Consider the following 19,537-nt stretch of genomic DNA (forward strand, 5'->3'; position numbering starts at 1 on the left):
CAATACCTCCATTTTCTTAGTTATTATTTTTTATTAACCTTCTTTGATACTTAGCGATACTTGAATATTCTTTTTCCAAAACTCTGGATAAATTAATAAATATGGGCAGTAGCTCTCTATATTCCTGTACATCGGATTCTATAGGAGTGTGCTTGAATGTACTGCCAATCATATCGGAAACCACATCGAATGAGTCAATTTTCCCTGTAGCATAAAGTCCTAAAATACATGCCCCAAGACAAGAACTTTCATAACTTTCCGGAACAACAACTTCAAGATCGAATATGTCTGCCATCATTTGGCGCCAAACATCTGATCTTGCGAAACCACCAGTTGCCTGAATTCGAACGACAGGTTCATCCATCACTTCAAGCAATGCCAAAAATACGGTGTAAAGATTATAAATTACACCTTCCAGGGCAGCCCGAATCATATGTTCTTTTTTATGGGACATCGTCAGTCCGAAAAACGAACCTCTAACGTCAGGATTCCATAACGGTGCACGTTCACCCGCCAAGTATGGATGGAACAGTAAACCATCTGCTCCTGGTCTTACACGTTCTGCTATCTTGGTTAACACTTCATATGGATCAATGCCAAGTCTTTTCGCTGTCTCCACTTCTGCAGAGGCAAATTCATCTCTGATCCATCGAAGCACCATACCTCCATTATTTACAGGCCCGCCAATGACCCAATGTTTTTCAGTCAATGCGTAGCAGAAGATGCGTCCCTTTTCATCTGTTTGTGGATGGTCAATGACCGTACGGATGGCTCCACTAGTACCGATTGTAACGGCCACTTCCCCTTTACCAATCGCATTCACACCTATGTTTGAAAGCACTCCATCGCTTGCTCCGATGACAAATGCTGTTTGAGGACTGATGCCAAGTTTTTTTGCCAGCTTCGGATTACAGTCACTGAAAATCTCGGTTGTCGGCACAAGTTCAGATAACTGGTCTGATGTAACGCCAGCGATTTGCAATGCCTCTTCATCCCAAGCCAGATTTTTGAGATTCATCATCCCCATAGCCGAAGCCAATGAATGATCGACAACATAGCGATTAAAGAACTTGTTGAAAACATATTCTTTGATGCCTATATATTTTTTCACTTTGGCCGCAAGCTCAGGACGATCATTCACAATCCAAGCAATCTTGCTCAATGGTGACATTGGGTGAATAGGTGTTCCTGTCCGTTTGTAAACCTCATGGCCATTTAATTCTTGCTTTATTTTACGTGCCCAAGCCTCGCTACGGTTGTCCGCCCATGTGATGCACTGCGTAAGTGGCTGATCATTTTCATCAATCGCAATGACACTGTGCATCGCACTGCTGAACGAAATGAACAACAATTTATCCGGGGCAATCCGGGAAAGGCTCATGACATTGGAAATTGATTTTACGACTGCTTGAAATATTTCTTCAGGATTTTGTTCCGCAGTTGAAATATCCGGTGTATACAATGGATAACCGATATTCTCTTGTTGAACGATTTCACCTGATTCAGTAAATAAAACCGCTTTCGTACTCGTTGTCCCTATGTCCACGCCTAGCATATAGTTAGTCATATATTTTGCTCCCTTTCTTTTGTGAGCATTTGTTGAGACATCCAAAGGTCTTCCACTTTCTCTTGAACATCCTCGAAGTTTTGATGCAAAGCTTGAACCATGACATCCCGATCTTTAGTTTGAATCGCTTTTATATAAATATCGTGATTGTTTAAGACACGTGAATAGTCTTCGAATTTTTCTTCCATTCGCATGCGCATTGATAAAAGAATCAAACTTTCCATGACCGGTTTTGTATTGTTCCAAATCAACAGGATATAGGAATGGTTGATGGAACGAACAATCGTTTCATGGAATAACACGTCCTGGTAAGAGAACTCATCCGCATCTTTATACTTAATGGCAACTTCCATCATTTCACGTATTTTGCTTAGTTCCTTCACCAAGTCAGTCGTATCTATTTTCAAAATCCGTTCATAAACAAATGTCTCAATCATCAGTCGAACGTCATATAGCTCTTTTATGTCCTTTTCTGTCAATCCAACGACAACAGCACCCATCCGTTCCAGACGAATGATATTTTCCGATGCCAATATTTTAAGCGCCTCACGAATAGGCGAACGACTCACATTAAATTCTGTAGCTAATTTGTTTTCCGAAAGTACGGTGGCAGGCTCAATAAGACCTGCAATTATTCTGATTCTTAGCTCACACGCTAACCGTACACCCATGGAAGCGTTTGCATTCCACTTTTCAGGATAGATAAATTTTTGTTTTTCACTCATTCGTACCTTCCTACTTTCACAACCGACATACTTGTATACAAGTATAGTAATGGACTTAAATGAAAATGTAAACGCTTTTATCTCATGTACTTTCGTCCATCGATAAAGGCTCAGTTAAACTTTATGGATGATTCTTTATATAAAGGAAATCGGCTCCTGTTCCAACTTGTTGGCTCATGCAGAACGTGCGGCAAGCGCAAATGTACGATAAACAACCATATCGTTTACCAGAGTCTAAATAAAAAAAGAGCTAGGGATTCACCCCAGCTCGACTTGTTCATTATGAATTTAAGGTTACTCTTAATTCACTTGGAAATCACTTTTTAGTTAGTAGGTAAATAAAGTATGGTGCACCGATCAGTGCCACCATGACGCCTGCCGGAAGTCCATTCGGTTCAACAATATTGCGGCCGATTGTATCCGCAATGAGCAGGAGCCAGCCACCAATGAGTACGCATAGCGGTAGAAACAGCTGGTGTCTGGGGCCAATAAGCGTACGTGCAATATGTGGTGCCATCAACCCGATGAATGAAATCCCTCCTGTTACAGAAACAGCAGATGCTGCAAGTGCTACGGCGGCCAGTGTTAGGACAATACGCTCTTTCTGAACGGACAGACCTACGCCAATTGCTACTGGTTCACCCAGCCCAAGGATGTTCAACCGGTTCGCTTTCATAATAGCAAACGGTATTAGTACGACCAACCATGGCAAAATTGCTAAAACAAACGGCCAGTCCGTTCCCCAAATACCTCCGGCAAGCCAACGGGCAATAAAATCGACTTTAACTCGGTCGGCAGAAGAAATCAATACAATCATGGCACCTGACAATGCCATGGACATACCGACCCCTACCAATACTAGACGCACTGGTTGCATACCATTCATGCGGCTGTAAGAAAACACATAAATAATTCCGGCAGTCAGCAAAGCACCGATGAATGCAACGAAAGGCAATGCATAAATGAATGTACCCGCCTCTACTGGGAAGTACAAAAAGAAAATAGCAACGGCAACCCCTGCTCCAGAATTGATGCCGATAATACCGGGATCCGCCAATTCATTGCGGGTAATCCCCTGCAACAACGCACCTGATAAGGCTAGCGCCATTCCCGCCAAAAGCGTAATGACTATCCGAGGCAGACGGACCGAGAAAAGAACGAATTCTTCTTTAAATTCCCCTTGGCCAAGAATTGTCGGAATGATTCGGTCGTAGGAAACGGACGAATAGCCGAGACCAAGACTGATGACCGCAGTGGTCACAATCAATATTGAAAAGACAATCAGCAATAACCGTTGTTTTCGAATAATGGATTTTTCGATCATGAGAAACTTTGCCCTCCTTTACGTACAATGTACAAGAAGAATGGCAAGCCCATAATGGCAACAACAGCCGCCACGGGAGTTTCATACGGAGCGTTAATTGTACGAGCGACGGTATCCGCGAGCAACATGAAAGCCGCTCCAAGTATGGCTGACATCGGAAGCACAAAGCGATAATCCGTACCGACTATTGCCCGCACAATATGAGGCACCATCAGCCCAAAGAATGCCAAATTGCCAACAAGTGCCACAGATGCGCCTGTTAAAATGATGACGAGTACAAACAAAATCGACTTGATCAATCGGACACGTTGCCCGAGCCCAAGTGCCATTTCTTCACTCAGTGAAAGAATGGTTAATTGGCGTGAACACATCAAAGAAATGATAATCCCGACCAAAACAATTGGCGCAATTAACAACACTTGATTCCAAGTCGTCCCGACCATGCCACCTGCAGTCCACATGGAAACCTGTTGCGATATTTTAAAATATAAACCGACACCTTCAGCAATGGCATAGAGAAAAGCCGAAATGGTTGCTCCTGCAAGCACGATCCGTAAAGTTGTAAAGCCTTCTGGATGAAACGAGCTGAACCCGAATACGAGAATCGCTCCGACTGCCGCTCCCGCGAAACATGCGAGCATCACACCAAAATAATTAACAGTTGGCCAAAATGCCAACGTTATAGCCAGCGCCGCATTGGCACCGGCAGTCAATCCGAGTAAGCCTGGATCGGCAAGTGGGTTACGAGTCATCCCCTGAATAATAGCACCTGAAACGGCAAGAGCCGCGCCTATTAGGGCAGCGGCTACTTCTCGCGGAAAACGTATCTCCCGCAACATTATGGCTTGGTCATTCGGAGCACTTGATAGTAAGGCAGATAAAACATCTTTCACGCTTGTATCGGCCGCCCCGAAAACTAACGCCATGCCGAAAAGTACGATCATCAGAATCACACTCATCCCCAGTTTAATTGAATAAGGAATGCGTTGAAGCCGAAAATTGAACATGATTTAGTTCCCCAAGAAAGATTCTTTGAAGAATTCCAATTGATAATCCAGTGTCAAAGGATCGTTGAAGTAAAACTCCATTGCATCCACTGTATACATCTGGTTGTTTTTCACTGCAGGGATATTCTTGAATGTTTCTGTACCTTCAAATGAGTTGTCTGCATCTTTATTTTTGCTGAAGATTAAATAGTCTCCAACATACTCAGGTAAAACTTCAGCAGATAATGCATAGTAACCATCTTTCAATGCCATTTCTTTTACTTTCTCAGGCATTCCCAGACCCATTTCCTGATAAAGGATTTCTGTACCGCGGCCCCAGTTGTCTCCGAAAACATACAATTCTTTGTCAAAGCTTTCAATTACAGTGACAGTCGCATCTTCACCAATTTTCGCTTTGATTTCATCGCCTGCTTCTTGCGTACGTTTTTTGAAATCGTCTACCCAAGCTTGTGCTTCTTCTTCTTTATTAAGTAGTTTCCCTATTTCTACGTGCTGCGTTAAATAGTCAACCGCTCCATACGTAAAGGTAACAGTTGGTGCAATTTCATTCAGTTTGTCCACATTTTTGATATTAGAAAGACCGATAATTAAATCCGGTTCCATTTCAATGATTTTCTCGAGGTTTTCATCCGTTACTTCCTCAACGCCTTCAAGTTTTTCTTCAAAGCGTGGATTCATTTTCGACCAAGAGTCAACACCAACTAAAGGAACATCTAATGCCATGACATTACCTGCAAATGATGATAATACTACTACGCGCTGTGGGTCAGCAGGCACTTCAACAGGTCCGTTTTCGGATTCATACGTGATTGTTGATGGTTCTGAAGAGTCACCTTCTTTGGACGTTGATTTTCCTTCTTCTTTATTGCCTCCGCATGCTGCTAATACAAACATCGCAAGTAACGCTAAGAATAGGTATGAGTATTTTTTCATTTTATGTCATTCTCCTCTTACTAAGTTATAGGTAATGCAAATCGGTTTTCCTGTACGTGGATCTTCTCCAATTTCAGCATCGATTTGAAACAGTTCGCGTAATACAGGTTTCGTGATAATTTCTTCACTGGGACCAGACTTCACGATTTTCCCAAACTTCATCCCGATAATGTAATCCGCAAAACGGGCAGCATGATTCAAATCATGCAACACCATCACAATGGTGCGTTTTTCCGTAACATTCAACTGCTGCAACAATTCAAGAATCTCCAGTTGATGCGCCATATCCAGATAGGTTGTTGGTTCATCCAGAAAAATCATATCGGTTTCCTGAGCAAGGGCCAGGGCAATCCACACACGTTGACGCTGTCCACCCGAGAGTGAATCAACGGGATGTGACTTGAAGAATTTAGTTCCTGTAACTTCAAGTGCCCAGTCAATCATCTCCAAATCCTTTTGGGTCAAGCGTCCGAATCGATTCTGATGCGGAAATCGTCCATATGAAACCAATTCTCCAACAGTCAGTGCACCTGCACTTTCTGGAGTCTGAGGCAGTACTGCAATTTTCTGCGCCAGGCGTTTTGTGGGTTCTTTGACAATGCTTTCGCCGTCAAGAACAACGGAGCCTTTTTGATGAGGAATGATACGAGTCATTGCTTTTAATAAGGTGGATTTCCCACAGCCATTCGGACCGATTATGACGGTGATTTTTTCATCTGGTATGGAAACAGATAAGTTATCAACAATTGTTCGATCACCATATCGGATTTGCAATTCTTTTGCTTTTAGCCGAACCATTTTCAACCTCCTTTCACCAAATTATTTATATTTACTGATAACGATTATCAATATCATTTACAAACTAACTATAATAGGGTAAGCTAAGCCTGTCAATAGCACTATACTATATATAAAACTCGAAATCACACGATTTTACCTGTTGAGGAAGGATTGAAAAAATGAAGCATTTAGAAGTGTATGATGTAACCATCATTGGTGGAGGACCTGCAGGTTTATATGCCAGTTTTTACAGTGGACTTCGCGGACTAAAAACGAAAATTATTGAATTCCAACCTCAACTTGGCGGCAAAATTCATGTGTATCCTGAAAAGATGATTTGGGATGTCGGAGGACACCCTCCACTGCCAGGAGCCATGCTAATCGATAAACTGGTTGAGCAAGGATTGACGTTTCAGCCAACCGTCGTGCTTAACACAAAAATCGGGGCCATCCATCAGAGGGCAGCTCAATTATTCGAACTGATTACCGATAAGAATGAACAGCATTTCTCCAGAACAATCATCGTCGCAACTGGAAGCGGTATCCTTACTCCACAAAAGCTTCAAATTGAAGGTGCTGACCAATTTGAAGTAAGTAACTTGAATTATACCATTAAGTCCTTGATGCACTTTAAAGATAAAAAGGTAATCATTTCAGGTGGAGGGAATTCAGCCATTGACTGGGCCAATGAACTCGCACCGATTGCCAAACAAGTCATCGTGGTCTGCAGAAAAGTCGATTTCACGGGACATGAAGCACAGGTCACCAAGCTTTTGGAAAGTAATGCAATTTGCATATTCCAAACGTCCATATCAAAATTGATTGCTTCTACGGATAATTCTCGCATTGAAACGGTCGAATTAACAGATGCCATGACTGGTGAAAAACAATACTTGTCAGTGGATGAAATCGTTATTAACCATGGATTCGAACAAGATATCGCGTTGCTTGAAAATAGTTCTGTGAAAATAGAACTAGCAGATGGCTACTTTATCGCAGGAAGCGTGAACAGTGAATCCTCGATTCCAGGTATTTTTGCAGCTGGCGATATTTTGAAGCATGAAGGAAAACTTAACCTGATTGCAGGAACTTTCCACGATGCTGCGAATGCAGTAAATAAAGCAAAGAAATATATTGAACCTGAAGCGGATCAAATAGCCATGGTCTCATCACACAATGATGTCTTTAAAGCACGTAATAAGGAACTTGTGAAAGAACTGCTTAAAGAAAGTGTTCATTCATAAATAGATGCTGAAAAAGGGGACTGAATAATATTCATTCAGTCCCCTTTTCCCATGCTTTTCTATTGATTTTCTCCCGTAGTTGCAAAGACTCTCGATACAAGCTCAGCTACATAAGCACTGCCTCCGTTATCTTCCACCCCTTCAATCATCATCGCCAAAATGAAATCTGGATTCTCTGAGTTGTAAGTAACAAAAAATCCGTTTTCCCTACCCTTATCTTCCGAAGCCGCTTTGAGTTCTGCCGTTCCCGTTTTTCCTGCAAGTGGAACCGAAGGCAAATTGGCAGCTTGTGCAAATCCATCCACTACAACGTTCCGTAGGCTGGTTCTAATAATCGACGCATTTTTTGCACTCACAAGTCCTTCCTTCCAAACTTGAGCGTCTTCTTCCTCCAAAAACAAGGTAGGTTTATACATCAGACCTTCTGTCAGAAAGACTTCATACATCGATGCAAGATGAAGGATATTGGTCAACATTTGGCCTTGGCCGAATGACGTATCCGCAAGCTGACCTTGTGACCCAATTGTCCCCTCATTTGAAATTTGGGAAGGCTTCATCCCATAAGTGAACGGGATTTCTTCATCGAAACCGAAACGCTTCAGTCCTTCCACAAATGTCTTACTCCCCATATCAAGTGCTTGCTGCGCAAAGTAAATATTGTCCGAATAGACGAGAGCTTTATTCAAATCAATCGGATTGGGTGCTTCAGCGTGGACACGCGTGACCTTGTAATCGCCCCAAGATGCATCTTTTTGCCATGTCTTTCCGTTAATCGTCAGCCCTTCAGTTGGATTAAGTGTACCCGCCTCCAACCCGATTGCTGCCGTGATCGGTTTTAATGTCGATCCAGGAGCGTAAGCGGCTGTAAAACGATTGAACAACGGTTTCAACGGGTTCGTCTCAAGTGCTTTGTAGCGCTCGCCACTGATTCCCAGCATAAACTCAGTCGGATTGAACCCTGGGGAACTGACAAGAGTTAGTGTCTCACCAGTTTTGGGATTTACGGCCGCACTCGTACCCGCTTCGCCACGCATGGCTTGATACGTTTGTTTTTGTAACTGGGCATCAATCGTCAATGAAACCGTTTCCCCGTCTACTGCCGGCCTTTCTGCAACTGTTACCGCTTCGGCACCTTCTTCTGCTTTATCGATATAGATACGAATCCCGTTTTCTCCCCGCAGTCGATCTTCGAGTAATCGTTCCAACCCTTGTCTGCCAATGAGGTCGCTTTCTGTATACCCTTCATCTTTGCGCTTTTCCAACTGTTCCGCTGTAATCACACCGATAAAGCCAGATAAATGGGAAAGTGCTTCTCCATACGGATATTCACGCATCGGTGTTTCCTTCCGTGTGACGCCTGGAATTTCAGCAAGCTTTTCCAGTAATGGAATGTCATTGTTCGAAACTTTTGCAATCGGCACAAAATAATCAGGCTTGACCCAACTCTGGTTCAACTGACTGTCAATGTATTTTGCTGTAGTACCGAGGAGCTCGATTAACTCCGCTTTTTTCTCGTCATCTGTGAACTTCCCTGGCACAATTCCGATTTCATAACCAGTTCCATTCACAGCAATCGGGAGTCCGTTGCGGTCAAGAATTTCACCACGTGCAAAAGTCGTTGTTGAAATCCTTATCGTATCTTTTTCTCCTAGCTCAGGAAAAATGAATGATGAATCCCACTCCACATACCAATCCTCTATCTCATCGTGTGTTTCGTGGACCAAAGTCATTGTTTTCTCGAATTCAACCGGTCCAGCAACTGTTTCCATTTTTACTTGTATTGGAAAACTTGCCGGTTTCTCGCTGTCCCACTCCGTATCTTTAGCTGGCTTCGTATACGTTACCTCCACATTTTCGATACCTAAATCTTTTTGCAGCTTTTCCTGCCTTCCCACAAAACCTTTCTTTCCATATTTATCTTTCGTTTCTTTATTCAGATAGTTGTTATACATATCAGCGAATTCTCCATTGTTCCAATGCCCCAAATATTCCGCCAATCGTTCCTCCGGTGTCACCTTATCCCGACAACCTGAAAGGATGATGACGATCAAAAAAAATGCAGCGAATACTGCCCATCCCTTTTTCATTTTTTACCCTCCTTCTTGAAATATATTGAATTTAGTAGCGTTTCTAACGACCAGTGACATTTGTATATTAATGGTAACACACTATGATTGAACTTGATAAAATCTACCTACTTCCTAATTTCAATTAAGATTGAGGTAGTCAAAACTGCTCAAATATCACTTTTTATTGCTATGAACTTTAAAAATAACAGCCAAATAGTAATTTATAGTAAAATATTGTTATAAATTACCTATTATTTTCTTCCAATTAATGCTACCTTTTAATCTATTTTACTTTTCAGAAAATTGATACTATTATTATACATCCAGATTTCGCTTACTAATACTTTGAGGAGGGGGAACATGGAAAAATTAGTACAATTAATACCGTACAGCGTAGTAGAGCAACTGGACATGGTGAACGAAATTCCAAAAGGGGTCGAAATCATTCAAGCCCCTGAAATGTGGAAAGAAACAAAAGGAAAAGGCATTACCGTCGCAATTTTGGATACAGGCTGTGATACGAACCATCCTGATTTAAAGGAACGTATCATAGGGGGGCGCAATTTTACGAATGATTACAAAAAAGACCCTGAGAAATTCGAGGATAATAATGGTCATGGAACCCATGTGTGCGGAACGATTGCGGCAACTCTCAATAACCAAGGTGTCGTTGGTGTTGCCCCGGAAGCAAGCCTCTTGATATTGAAGGTTCTTGGAAAAAATGGTTCTGGTCAATATGATTGGATCATCAATGCCATCCATTATGCAATTGAACAAAAAGTGGATATTATCTCGATGTCTTTAGGTGGGCCATCAGATGTGAAAGAACTTCACGAAGCTATTATCGAAGCGGTCAATCAAAAGATTTTGGTAGTGTGTGCTGCGGGTAATGCAGGCGACGGCCAAGATTCAACGGATGAACTTGGATATCCTGCCTGTTATAACGAGGTAATTAGTGTTGGGGCTGTTAATATGGAGCGCGAGTCCTCTGAATTTACCAATTCCAATAACGAAGTTGATTTGGTCGCACCCGGTGAAAAAGTGACTTCCACATATTTAAACGGAACGTATGCCACTTTAAGCGGCACTTCAATGGCGACCCCACACGTAACGGGTGCCTTGGCATTAATTAAGATAATGGCGAATTCATCGTTTAAAAGAGAGCTGACCGTTCCCGAATTGTATGCCCAACTAATCAAACGGACGGTACCGCTTGGAAACTCTCCCAATATTGAAGGAAATGGCTTAATTTATTTGACACTTCCAGATTATATTAAAACAGTTTTCGATCAACAAAAATTAGAATCACTTGTTTCAATATAATAAATAGCAGGTGCCTTTGATTAAAAGGCATCTGTATTTGCGATTGTTTCGTTGCTTTCTTAGTTCTATGCATAAATATCATATTTTTTCAATAAACTTTTTCAAGGAGTTGTGAAATGGTCGCATCTATCTTCTTTATCAAATAAATACTAATAAAGAAGGCGGGGATATTTCATGAGTACAGTAGATGTTCCATTATGGACGACAGTAATAGGTAATTTTGGATTTCCGATTGCCATCACTATTTATCTTTTCTATCGATTTGAGAAGAAAATTGAAAAATTGGAAGATGTCATTTTTCAGTTGAATGAAGACATCAAAGATTATTTATAACAACGAAATTGAAGTTTCTTTAAATTTTTTTAACCGCTTAACCGAACTAGCGTTCTTTGCGGGGGGTATAAAGATGAAAGAGTTATTCGATCATCATAATCAAAGTGTTGAGACTTACTGGGATAAACTGGAGAAACACCGTCAAAATCCTATCATCAAATCATTTTTGGAAAATCCAGAACATATTGCATTGTTGATAGAAGTCAGGAATCAACCCACTGCCGAATTAAAGAAGAAATTAGATGATACGTTCAGGGAATTTTACTTCAACATCAGATTTACCACTTATTTATCACAAACCATTTATTTTAATGCAATCAATTACGATAAGAAAATTAAACTGATCTCCGAACGGTACCAGTTAGTTTTGGACAGACCTTTAAAAGAAGATGGTGAATTAACATTCCTTGATTTACTGAGTTCTTCGGAAAACATGGAAAATACGGATATTTTCATTGCTTCATCCACTATTGGGGACCATTTGACAAGCTATGAGATTTTTCATGCGATTCAATCACTCACAGAAAATCAGCAGCAAGTACTGAGTTTGGCTTACATTTATGGGTTGAACGATTCCGAAATCGCATGCAGCCTGAATAAATCCCAGCAAGCCGTTTCCAAAAGCCACACAAAAGCATTAAGAAAGATTAGAGAAATAATAGAAACCGAACTGAGAAGGAAGGGGCAGGAATGAGTGAAAGTTTATTTACTTTAGTAAAGCAGTCAAGAACGGATAACGATTCACTGGCCATCGTCATTGATTTGTTTGCTCCTAAAATTGATCGCTCTTTACATCAGACAAAATGGCAACACAGGGAAGACTTATCCCAAGAACTGAAAATCAAATTGCTGGAATGCATCCGAAATTATGAAGTCGATAACATTCCCGGCTATTTTCAAATGCTCGACCTCTTGGAAGGACAAGATGCTCAATACTATGAGCAAAAATAATTGGCTAGTTTTTGGCGATACCGACAAAGCATAGCCATTTCCTAAAACTCCTCCTTTCTAAGTTGATCGGAGGTCTTTTGCTGAAGTTGGTGAATTTTTGTACTGGGATCATCCTAAGATGGTGTGTTTTCGTCCATTCGGGATATATTTCCGTCCACTCATGGTGTTTCTTTGACCACTGGCGATAGGTTTTCGTCCACTCGCAGAGTGTTTCTGACCATTTTCAGCCTCTTCTTCATTTCATACTCCCCGATAATTCGAACGAGCTGGTATCGTGCCTTTCCACGCTCAATTACGGTGTATGTTCCACCGATATACTCTATTTTCTTTCATATTCATCACTCCTTCTACTTATATAAGGTACTTTTATTTTCTAAATTCCCACGGGTAGAAGAAAAAATTTGATTATGAGCTGTAAGTAAATAGAAGAAACGAGCTGCGACTAGGTCACAACTCGTTTCTTAATTTTTGTCATTTAATACGTTCGAACAGGTACTATTAATTGCAGAACTGCGTCATCGTGAACAGAATTCAAGATAAATGGACGCATGGTTCCTGTAAATTGAACTTTTATATCGTGGCCACCAAAAGCTTTTAACGCATCCATCATATATTTTGCACTGAAGCAAATTTTCAGCTCTTCTCCTTCAATAGATGTTGCCTGAATTTCTTCTTCTACTTGTCCCACTTCTGGTGAACTGGAGGATATTTCAATGACGTTTCCACCCAATGAAGTTAATCGCACAATATTATTACGTTCTTCACGTGCGAGTAACGAAGCACGATCAATTGCTTGAAGTAAAGCCTTTCCATCAAGCGAGATTGTCGTATTATATTCGTTTGGAATCAATCGGGATGTGTCTGGATAACTCCCTTCTAGCAAACGCGAATAGAATAATACACCTTCTGTTTTAAACAACACTTGCTGTTGTGTCATCATAATATGTACTGGCTGGGAAGAATCAGCAATGACTTTATTTAATTCACTTAAGCTTTTACCAGGGATTACTACACTGAACTCTTCCTCGGGCAATTGCTTTAAGTTCATTTTCCGCCGTGCCAAACGGTGACTATCCGTCGCTACACACTGAAGAACTCCGCTTTTTAATTGCCAGTGAACACCGGTCAATACTGGACGGCTTTCTGATGCAGAGACTGCAAACACTGTTTCACGAATAGTGGATTTTAGTAAATCTGCTGGAATGGTAAACTGTCGATTATCTTGAATTTCTGGAAGTAAGGGATATTCAGAAGCATCCAATCCGATTAAATGAAATTCTGACCTACCTGAACGAATATGCGTCCGATTTTGCTCATTGACTTCAATTTCAACAGCATTTGTTGGCAGTTTTCGTACAATCTCATTAAACATTCTAGCTTGTAACACAATAGTTCCATTTTCAAAAATATTGATAACCTGTTCGCCATTTTCTTCGGCTTTTATAAAAGTTTGAATCGTGATATCGGAATCACTACCTGTAATATGTAAACCTGCTTCTGTAAGTTCTAATTTAATCCCGGTTAAAATGGGAATCGTTGTCCTAGAACTTACTGCCTTCATTACATCATTTAACCCATCTAATAATCGGTCACGTTTGATTTCAAATTTCATTATGATACCTCACTTGTATGTATTTTTTAAATTGAACATTAAAAAGTAATACGATGACGATTAATACTGACTGGATTGAACCGAGTAACTTAATTACTTCTTCAATTTGATCTGTCTTTTCATATTGTAAAGGCTATCCACTCATCTTTTTGTCGCTTCATGTCGAACCACGACAAATATTTAAAGACCGCTGAAGATTAAAATTCAGCGGTCTGATAATAATTAGTATGCTTGTGGTTAGTATAACTCACTAATCACCTTTGCTAATTCATTGCGTGTTCTAGGCAGTTTTTCTTTAAGGTCTTCATTGTCCCAAGGTTCTTCTGTATAGAAACTTGCGAATGATTGATTTTCATATCTTGGCACAATGTGCATGTGGTAATGCGATAATTCATCGATTGTGCCACCGTTTTGACAAACCGTTATTCCATTGGGATTAAATATATTTTTTAAGGCTTTTGACAGTAGTTGAGATGCTTTCATTACAGCAATTGCAGTTTCTGAATCAAATTCATCAACATAGCGAAAATGCTGCTTAGGTAAGATTAAAGTATGTCCTTCGTTAAATGGATCGTGGTCTAAAATGCAACAAACGAACTCATCTTCATAAACCACGTGAACAGATAAATCTTTATTTGCCAACGCGCAGCCCGTACATTCCATACCTTCAAGCTTATGATTAACTGTCATTTAGCTCACCTCATTTATATTAAAGCTACATTCAAATGTTGATGTTAATATTCCGCAAAACAGCTACGCTTTCCTAGGGCGAGCGCAAAGACTCCTCGGCGCTTGGAAAACCGGTGCTCCTGTTTCTGTTTCGGCATCGCTGCGCTAGCTTCGAAACATGAAAGTACGTTGGGACTGAGATCAACAATATAGTTTAACAGAGCTTATATTAAAGGTTATGATGTCGGCTGATCAAAGTAGTGTTTTCTTAGACGGCTTGCTTCCTTCTGGTTAAGTTCTGTTTCAAATTGCACATCGAATTGGCCCGTCCACGTATTCCAGACGCGAATAAAAACAGTATCTTCAGTTGTGTCATGCATGTGGAATTCGAAGCAAGCTACTCGTAATGTGTCTTGCAGTTCAATTGAGCAAATCTCTTCAATCTGTTTCTGACCGTTCTCCACTATAAATTCGAAGCCTGAGTCCTCGATGATTTGTATAATTTGTGAGTCTTCCAGTTCGTTCACATTTAATTGATTGTTGTCTTCACCAAAACGATAATCAGGAAGTTGATCTTCTGCCTCTACTGACGTTTGGTTGGTATCCCTAATGAGAGCATCGTTATGATAGGGACTGAATGCAACTTCGACCTCTTCCTCCAAGGAATCATGCACGAACGTACCTACTTTCAGTTGTTCCATCCCAATGTCGGTCAGCCGATAGAAACCTTCATTTAACTTAACCATCTGATTTTGTATCATCAGCTTCAGCATATGATCCACAAAAATGTTTTCCACCGCCAGCAATTCGCTGATTTCTTCAGTGTGTTTGACGTCCAGTTTCCCCAAAATCTTCAAGATCATTTTCATCAGGACATCCATTTGACTTCGGATACCCGTTGTCATCTGAATGTTCGCAAGTTGAAGCGGAAACCCCCAACTCTCACTTCCAAGCAAGCGAAGATGGCGTTGTTCCAGCAACACGGTCGATACTTTCGACATTTCTGTATCAAGTTGTTTGCTCATAAAATCACTTCCTGCCTGCGTTAGTTTCCAATTGTTTCAGTCCCTCGTATTTCTCTACGACATTCAATACGTGTTGGAACATAATCTTTTGGGATTCGCCGTGGGCTTTTTTCGTGAACATGTCCGCACTGCCGACAATCATAAGAAGTTCACGTGCTCGAGAAAGTGCCACGTTTAATCGTCGGTAATCCTTCAGGAACCCAATGTTCCCATCCTTCTGGTGATGATTACGCACGAAGCTCAGAATGATAACATCCATCTCCATTCCTTGGAATTTATCAACCGTTCCTGTTCGGCAATGAAGGTGAGGCAGGTCGAGTTCTTGGCTGAGAAGACGATCCACTTTTTTCACTTGTTCCCCGTAAAAACTTATGACGCCTACTTTCTTCTTCACGTTGGCATTCAGACGGCCGTCCTTTTTCGCGTGAGCTGTCGCCTGATCCAAATCCAGTAATAATTCACGGATTTGTTTCAGCTCAGCTGCATTGTAATAGCTACGGCTATGCTGCTCCCGCTCCTCAAGAAATCCTTGTTCATTCGGCATATCGTACCAAATGATATGCTGCCCACGTTTGAACAGCTTGCCATTCAGCAAGTGATCACGATCTTTGTTCGAATCAGCCAGTCCGCATTCCAACCCGTAATTGTTTTCACGGTAGAATGGGTTGATTGTTTCCATTATGTGCTCATGCATTCGGTATTGAATGCGAAGCGTTGCCTTGCTGTCTTCAGGCAAATCATTGAACAACCGTTCAAAAATGGATTCTTTCAAAATCGATGTCAAATCAGCTTTCTCTTGTGCATCGGTCATATCTTCGAGCACTTCGTCCATCGTGTCCTGACCGACCAACGGAGGCAGTTGATGATGGTCGCCAACCAAAATGATTTTCTTCCCTTTTAACATTGGCAGTAGTAATTCAGGTGGTGTTGCTTTTGATACTTCATCAATAATGACCACATCAAAATCGGGATACTGGTTCACAAAATCCTTACTTGCTGAAATCGAACACGTCACACCAATCACATTCGCATACTGGATATACAATTTCTTGATTTCATCCATATCATAAGCAGTTGATTGTCCCAGCATATCCTGCCACTCGAGACGAATGTCGTTGGAAACATTCAGGAAAGTTTCTTTTCGTTTTAATTCGATTAATTGTGCTGACGTATTCTCGTAGTTCGTATTCACTTCGTTCAATAAAGCATCTACATCTATACTGATAATTACTTCAAGGTCGGTCACTTCTTTATTAATAGTCGTTTGCTTGAACTGTTCATCAGCCAATTTCTGTGCAAAATCTGCCATTGTATCTTGGATTAGGTTCATTTCGTTTTCACGTTTTTGCATAACCCCTTGTTGCACGGAGGTTGCTTGTACCAAACCTTCTACATAACTCTCTTCTGTTCCCATCTGCTCAAGCTCTGCCTCTTTTTCCGCAAGAGCCTTTTCGATTTCGACCATTGGAACAAGTACTTCTTGATTGGGTACCGTTTCACGCATACCGGAAAGATTTTTTTCAATAGAATCAATTTCTTCAATCAGTGCAGAAAGCTTTGGAGTCAATAAAGTGGTCTCTGCAGCTAACTCCTGCAGACGAGTTACAAGAGTTTGTCCAACTACTTCTTTCAGCTGTTCAAATGAAGTCAAAATTTCATTCTTTATTTGCTCATTTCCTTGTGCACCATTACGTGTTAATCCAACTTTTCTGGATGCTTTCAGGACCATCATATGTTCATAAATAGCCGACAATTTTTGTCGATCCGTTTGATTTAACGGCTCCCGGAATGCGTTCATTTGTTTGGCATAATCCCGAAATGCGTCTACCACTTTTTTTACATACCGATCTTCAAGCTTCACTCCAACAACATGAGGCATCATCGATATCTTTTTTGCGAGCATCTTCATATTGTATTGATGCGCGTTTAGTTGCTGTTCAGCATAAATAATGGCTTTATTCAACGTGTCATCCACTTCGGAATGATTCCCTGTTTGAATCGAAGCTTGATAGTTCATACGCAACTGGTCCATATGATGAAGAATCGAGTTGATTTCAGAAGAACGAGCCCATAATTCCTGCCCCATCAACTTTTGTAATTCAGGGATTTTCTTAACATTTGGGATTTGCTTCGCTATATGTTCCAAAGTCGCTTGCTGAGAAGTGGCCTTCTTCAATTGGTCCACATTTTCCTGATGCTCATTTCTTTTCTGTTGAAGAGATGTTGCCGCTTGTAAATATGCTAACTGTATTTGAAGTACTTGAATTTCATCATTGAGTTTAATGTGAAGTTTAGTAAATTCACCAGTGCCAGAAAAAAGAGATACTTGGTCATTCAACCGTTCATATCGGCTTTTTGCATCCTCAAAAATGTCCTGACTCATAATCAATTGAAAATCAAATTGATCTTTTTTTCGCTTCAACTCTTGAACGTATGACTGACTTGACTTCAGTTCGTGCTGAAGTCTGTTCAAATTTTCCTTGGCTTGATTCTTTTCCGTTTTCTTCGTTTCAAGATTCCCTATTTCACTCTTCAGACGGTCGACTGTTGCTTCAGTTTCTTTAATAGAAGTAAGAAGAACCTGTCCCTCTTTTTCAAACTGGTTTACATGCGTCTGGATCGACAAAAGCGTCTGTTGCTTCCAGTAAAGGGCAACTTGTTCTTCAACAAAACGCTGCCCTTCTTCCTCTATGCTTTCACTTCGACCGATTCGTAAAATTCGAATGTCTTGATCCGTCAGTAATTTACCCAGTGCATTATCAACCGCCAAATTCGATTGTGAGGCTACTAGCGTTTTCAAACCCATTTTCGCATGCTGATAGCAAATTTCAGAAATAACCGTGGTCTTTCCTGTTCCGGGTGGCCCTTGTATGACATACAGATCCTGTGCGGCAATCGCGCCTTCTACTGCCTGTCGTTGAAATTCATTCAGATTTTGCTTGAAGGTTAAGTCTTCCGGAACCTTCCCTTTTCGCACAGTCGGACGTTTCTCGAATAACAGCTTTTCCAGGTTCGGATTAACTGCCCAGCCATTTTCCAGACGCTTGAACCCATCTTTCAAACGATTAATTTGTGCCATTTCCGCTACATTATCGAATGCAAGCTTTCCGTTTGCCGGCACTCGCCATTTTCCCGTTCGTGCTTTTTCCTGAAGATCCTTGGCAAGTTCTACATCAATGGTTCGTTTGCCCATTTGCACCTGCACAACATTTCCAAGGCTTTGGTTCGTCTCGACTAATTTAACAGCCGACTTTTTGTAATACTTATCAAACCCATTCGGCAGCTTATGAAGCTCAAACGTGACTTTACGGAAATCCAGACTTAATCGGGCATTACGGATTCCAATTTCAAGTCTTTCGACATCTGCATTACGCTCCATTACCCGTAAATAAGATTCCCAGCTTGAAATCCGCTTTTTTACGTACTCCGATCGGTCGGAAGCAATAGGTAGAGACTGAATAATTCTATAAAGAGCGAGCGTCATTTCCGTAGACACCAAACCTTTACGGTCAAATGCCATCCTCATCTGCAAATGGCGGTTATTTCCTAATTGAATACGCTTTTTAGTTATATAGAAATGAACGACCTCAAGTCCGTTACCAATCCATTCGCACTCCATGACTGGCGTACCTTCAATGGCTTCTGACTCTATATATAAAGACACGCGTTTTTGATTCGTCTGTCCATCTGAAAGGCGTTCCATATGAACATCCACAACTGGAGATACATTCAACAAGTTCATCATCTCTTCAGCCATTTTCGGTTTATTTTTCTTAAACCGGCTGCTCACGGCTAAGTTACACCGTGTTATTTCACTTACTATCACACTCACCAGTACATTCACCCCCTGCCCATTAAAAACTCATCTTTTCATTGTATCGGAAATCCATGTTCAAATCGACGTCGGAATCCAATTCGGTTAAAGAAAGAATTGTCCGTCTTCGAGCAAATAAAAAGGTGGCTGAAGATGTAATT

General features: G+C 41.0%; 16 protein-coding genes. 5 read left to right on the forward strand and 11 right to left on the reverse strand.

What is annotated here, in order from left to right; translation table 11 throughout:
• Positions 1 to 16: 16 nt before the first annotated feature.
• The 6 genes from gntK to AC1DSK_RS13610 all read right to left on the reverse strand — a co-directional run bounded on the left by gntK (position 17) and on the right by AC1DSK_RS13610 (position 6,354).
• On the reverse strand, positions 17 to 1,567 hold the full coding sequence (gene gntK / locus AC1DSK_RS13585) for a gluconokinase (protein WP_477548339.1): 1,551 nt from the start codon (positions 1,565 to 1,567) through the stop codon (positions 17 to 19).
• Positions 1,564 to 2,292 carry a GntR family transcriptional regulator gene (locus AC1DSK_RS13590; protein ID WP_477548340.1) on the reverse strand — a complete coding sequence of 243 codons (729 nt, stop codon included), beginning with the start codon at positions 2,290 to 2,292 and terminating at the stop codon, positions 1,564 to 1,566. Before AC1DSK_RS13590 ends, gntK begins: the two co-directional genes overlap by 4 nt.
• A 316-nt stretch (positions 2,293 to 2,608) precedes the next feature.
• On the reverse strand, positions 2,609 to 3,616 hold the full coding sequence (locus AC1DSK_RS13595) for a FecCD family ABC transporter permease (protein WP_477548341.1): 1,008 nt from the start codon (positions 3,614 to 3,616) through the stop codon (positions 2,609 to 2,611).
• On the reverse strand, positions 3,613 to 4,623 hold the full coding sequence (locus AC1DSK_RS13600; protein ID WP_477548342.1) for a FecCD family ABC transporter permease: 1,011 nt from the start codon (positions 4,621 to 4,623) through the stop codon (positions 3,613 to 3,615). Before AC1DSK_RS13600 ends, AC1DSK_RS13595 begins: the two co-directional genes overlap by 4 nt.
• 3 nt (positions 4,624 to 4,626) lie before the next feature.
• Complete coding sequence (locus AC1DSK_RS13605) at positions 4,627 to 5,556, reverse strand: iron-hydroxamate ABC transporter substrate-binding protein (protein ID WP_477548343.1); 930 nt, start codon at positions 5,554 to 5,556, stop codon at positions 4,627 to 4,629.
• 6 nt (positions 5,557 to 5,562) lie between these two features.
• A complete protein-coding gene (locus AC1DSK_RS13610) occupies positions 5,563 to 6,354 on the reverse strand; it encodes an ABC transporter ATP-binding protein (RefSeq protein ID WP_477548344.1) in 792 nt (263 codons plus the stop codon).
• A 161-nt stretch (positions 6,355 to 6,515) separates the two neighbouring features.
• Between AC1DSK_RS13610 and AC1DSK_RS13615 the strand changes: the two genes are divergently transcribed.
• Positions 6,516 to 7,580 (forward strand): NAD(P)/FAD-dependent oxidoreductase, encoded by a 1,065-nt coding sequence (locus tag AC1DSK_RS13615; RefSeq protein WP_477548345.1) that lies wholly within the window; start codon positions 6,516 to 6,518, stop codon positions 7,578 to 7,580.
• Positions 7,581 to 7,639: 59 nt separating this feature from the next.
• On the opposite strand, the gene AC1DSK_RS13620 is transcribed toward AC1DSK_RS13615, so the two are convergent.
• Positions 7,640 to 9,667: a penicillin-binding transpeptidase domain-containing protein gene (locus AC1DSK_RS13620; RefSeq protein ID WP_477548346.1), complete on the reverse strand. Its 2,028-nt coding sequence runs from the start codon at positions 9,665 to 9,667 to the stop codon at positions 7,640 to 7,642.
• A gap of 342 nt (positions 9,668 to 10,009) precedes the next feature.
• On the opposite strand from AC1DSK_RS13620, the gene AC1DSK_RS13625 reads away from it, so the two are divergent.
• The 4 genes from AC1DSK_RS13625 to AC1DSK_RS13640 all read left to right on the forward strand — a co-directional run bounded on the left by AC1DSK_RS13625 (position 10,010) and on the right by AC1DSK_RS13640 (position 12,256).
• Positions 10,010 to 10,972, forward strand: a complete 963-nt coding sequence (locus AC1DSK_RS13625; protein WP_477548347.1) for a S8 family peptidase — start codon at positions 10,010 to 10,012, stop codon at positions 10,970 to 10,972.
• A gap of 174 nt (positions 10,973 to 11,146) precedes the next feature.
• Positions 11,147 to 11,305 (forward strand): YvrJ family protein, encoded by a 159-nt coding sequence (locus tag AC1DSK_RS13630; RefSeq protein ID WP_016428613.1) that lies wholly within the window; start codon positions 11,147 to 11,149, stop codon positions 11,303 to 11,305.
• A gap of 73 nt (positions 11,306 to 11,378) precedes the next feature.
• Positions 11,379 to 11,999 (forward strand): sigma-70 family RNA polymerase sigma factor, encoded by a 621-nt coding sequence (locus tag AC1DSK_RS13635; RefSeq protein WP_477548348.1) that lies wholly within the window; start codon positions 11,379 to 11,381, stop codon positions 11,997 to 11,999.
• Entirely contained in the window at positions 11,996 to 12,256 is a 261-nt protein-coding gene (locus AC1DSK_RS13640; protein WP_016428615.1) for a helix-turn-helix domain-containing protein, read from the forward strand. Before AC1DSK_RS13635 ends, AC1DSK_RS13640 begins: the two co-directional genes overlap by 4 nt.
• 475 nt (positions 12,257 to 12,731) lie before the next feature.
• Here AC1DSK_RS13640 and dnaN read toward each other — a convergent pair whose 3' ends face one another.
• The 4 genes from dnaN to AC1DSK_RS13660 form a co-directional block, all read right to left on the reverse strand.
• Entirely contained in the window at positions 12,732 to 13,868 is a 1,137-nt protein-coding gene (gene dnaN, locus AC1DSK_RS13645; RefSeq protein ID WP_477548349.1) for a DNA polymerase III subunit beta, read from the reverse strand.
• A gap of 237 nt (positions 13,869 to 14,105) precedes the next feature.
• Positions 14,106 to 14,558 carry an HIT family protein gene (locus AC1DSK_RS13650; protein ID WP_477548350.1) on the reverse strand — a complete coding sequence of 151 codons (453 nt, stop codon included), beginning with the start codon at positions 14,556 to 14,558 and terminating at the stop codon, positions 14,106 to 14,108.
• A 215-nt stretch (positions 14,559 to 14,773) separates the two neighbouring features.
• Entirely contained in the window at positions 14,774 to 15,562 is a 789-nt protein-coding gene (locus AC1DSK_RS13655; protein ID WP_477548351.1) for a hypothetical protein, read from the reverse strand.
• A 4-nt stretch (positions 15,563 to 15,566) separates the two neighbouring features.
• Positions 15,567 to 19,394, reverse strand: a complete 3,828-nt coding sequence (locus AC1DSK_RS13660; RefSeq protein ID WP_477548352.1) for an AAA domain-containing protein — start codon at positions 19,392 to 19,394, stop codon at positions 15,567 to 15,569.
• Positions 19,395 to 19,537 lie beyond the last annotated feature (143 nt).

Source organism: Paenisporosarcina sp. P4_B8, from assembly GCF_056402175.1.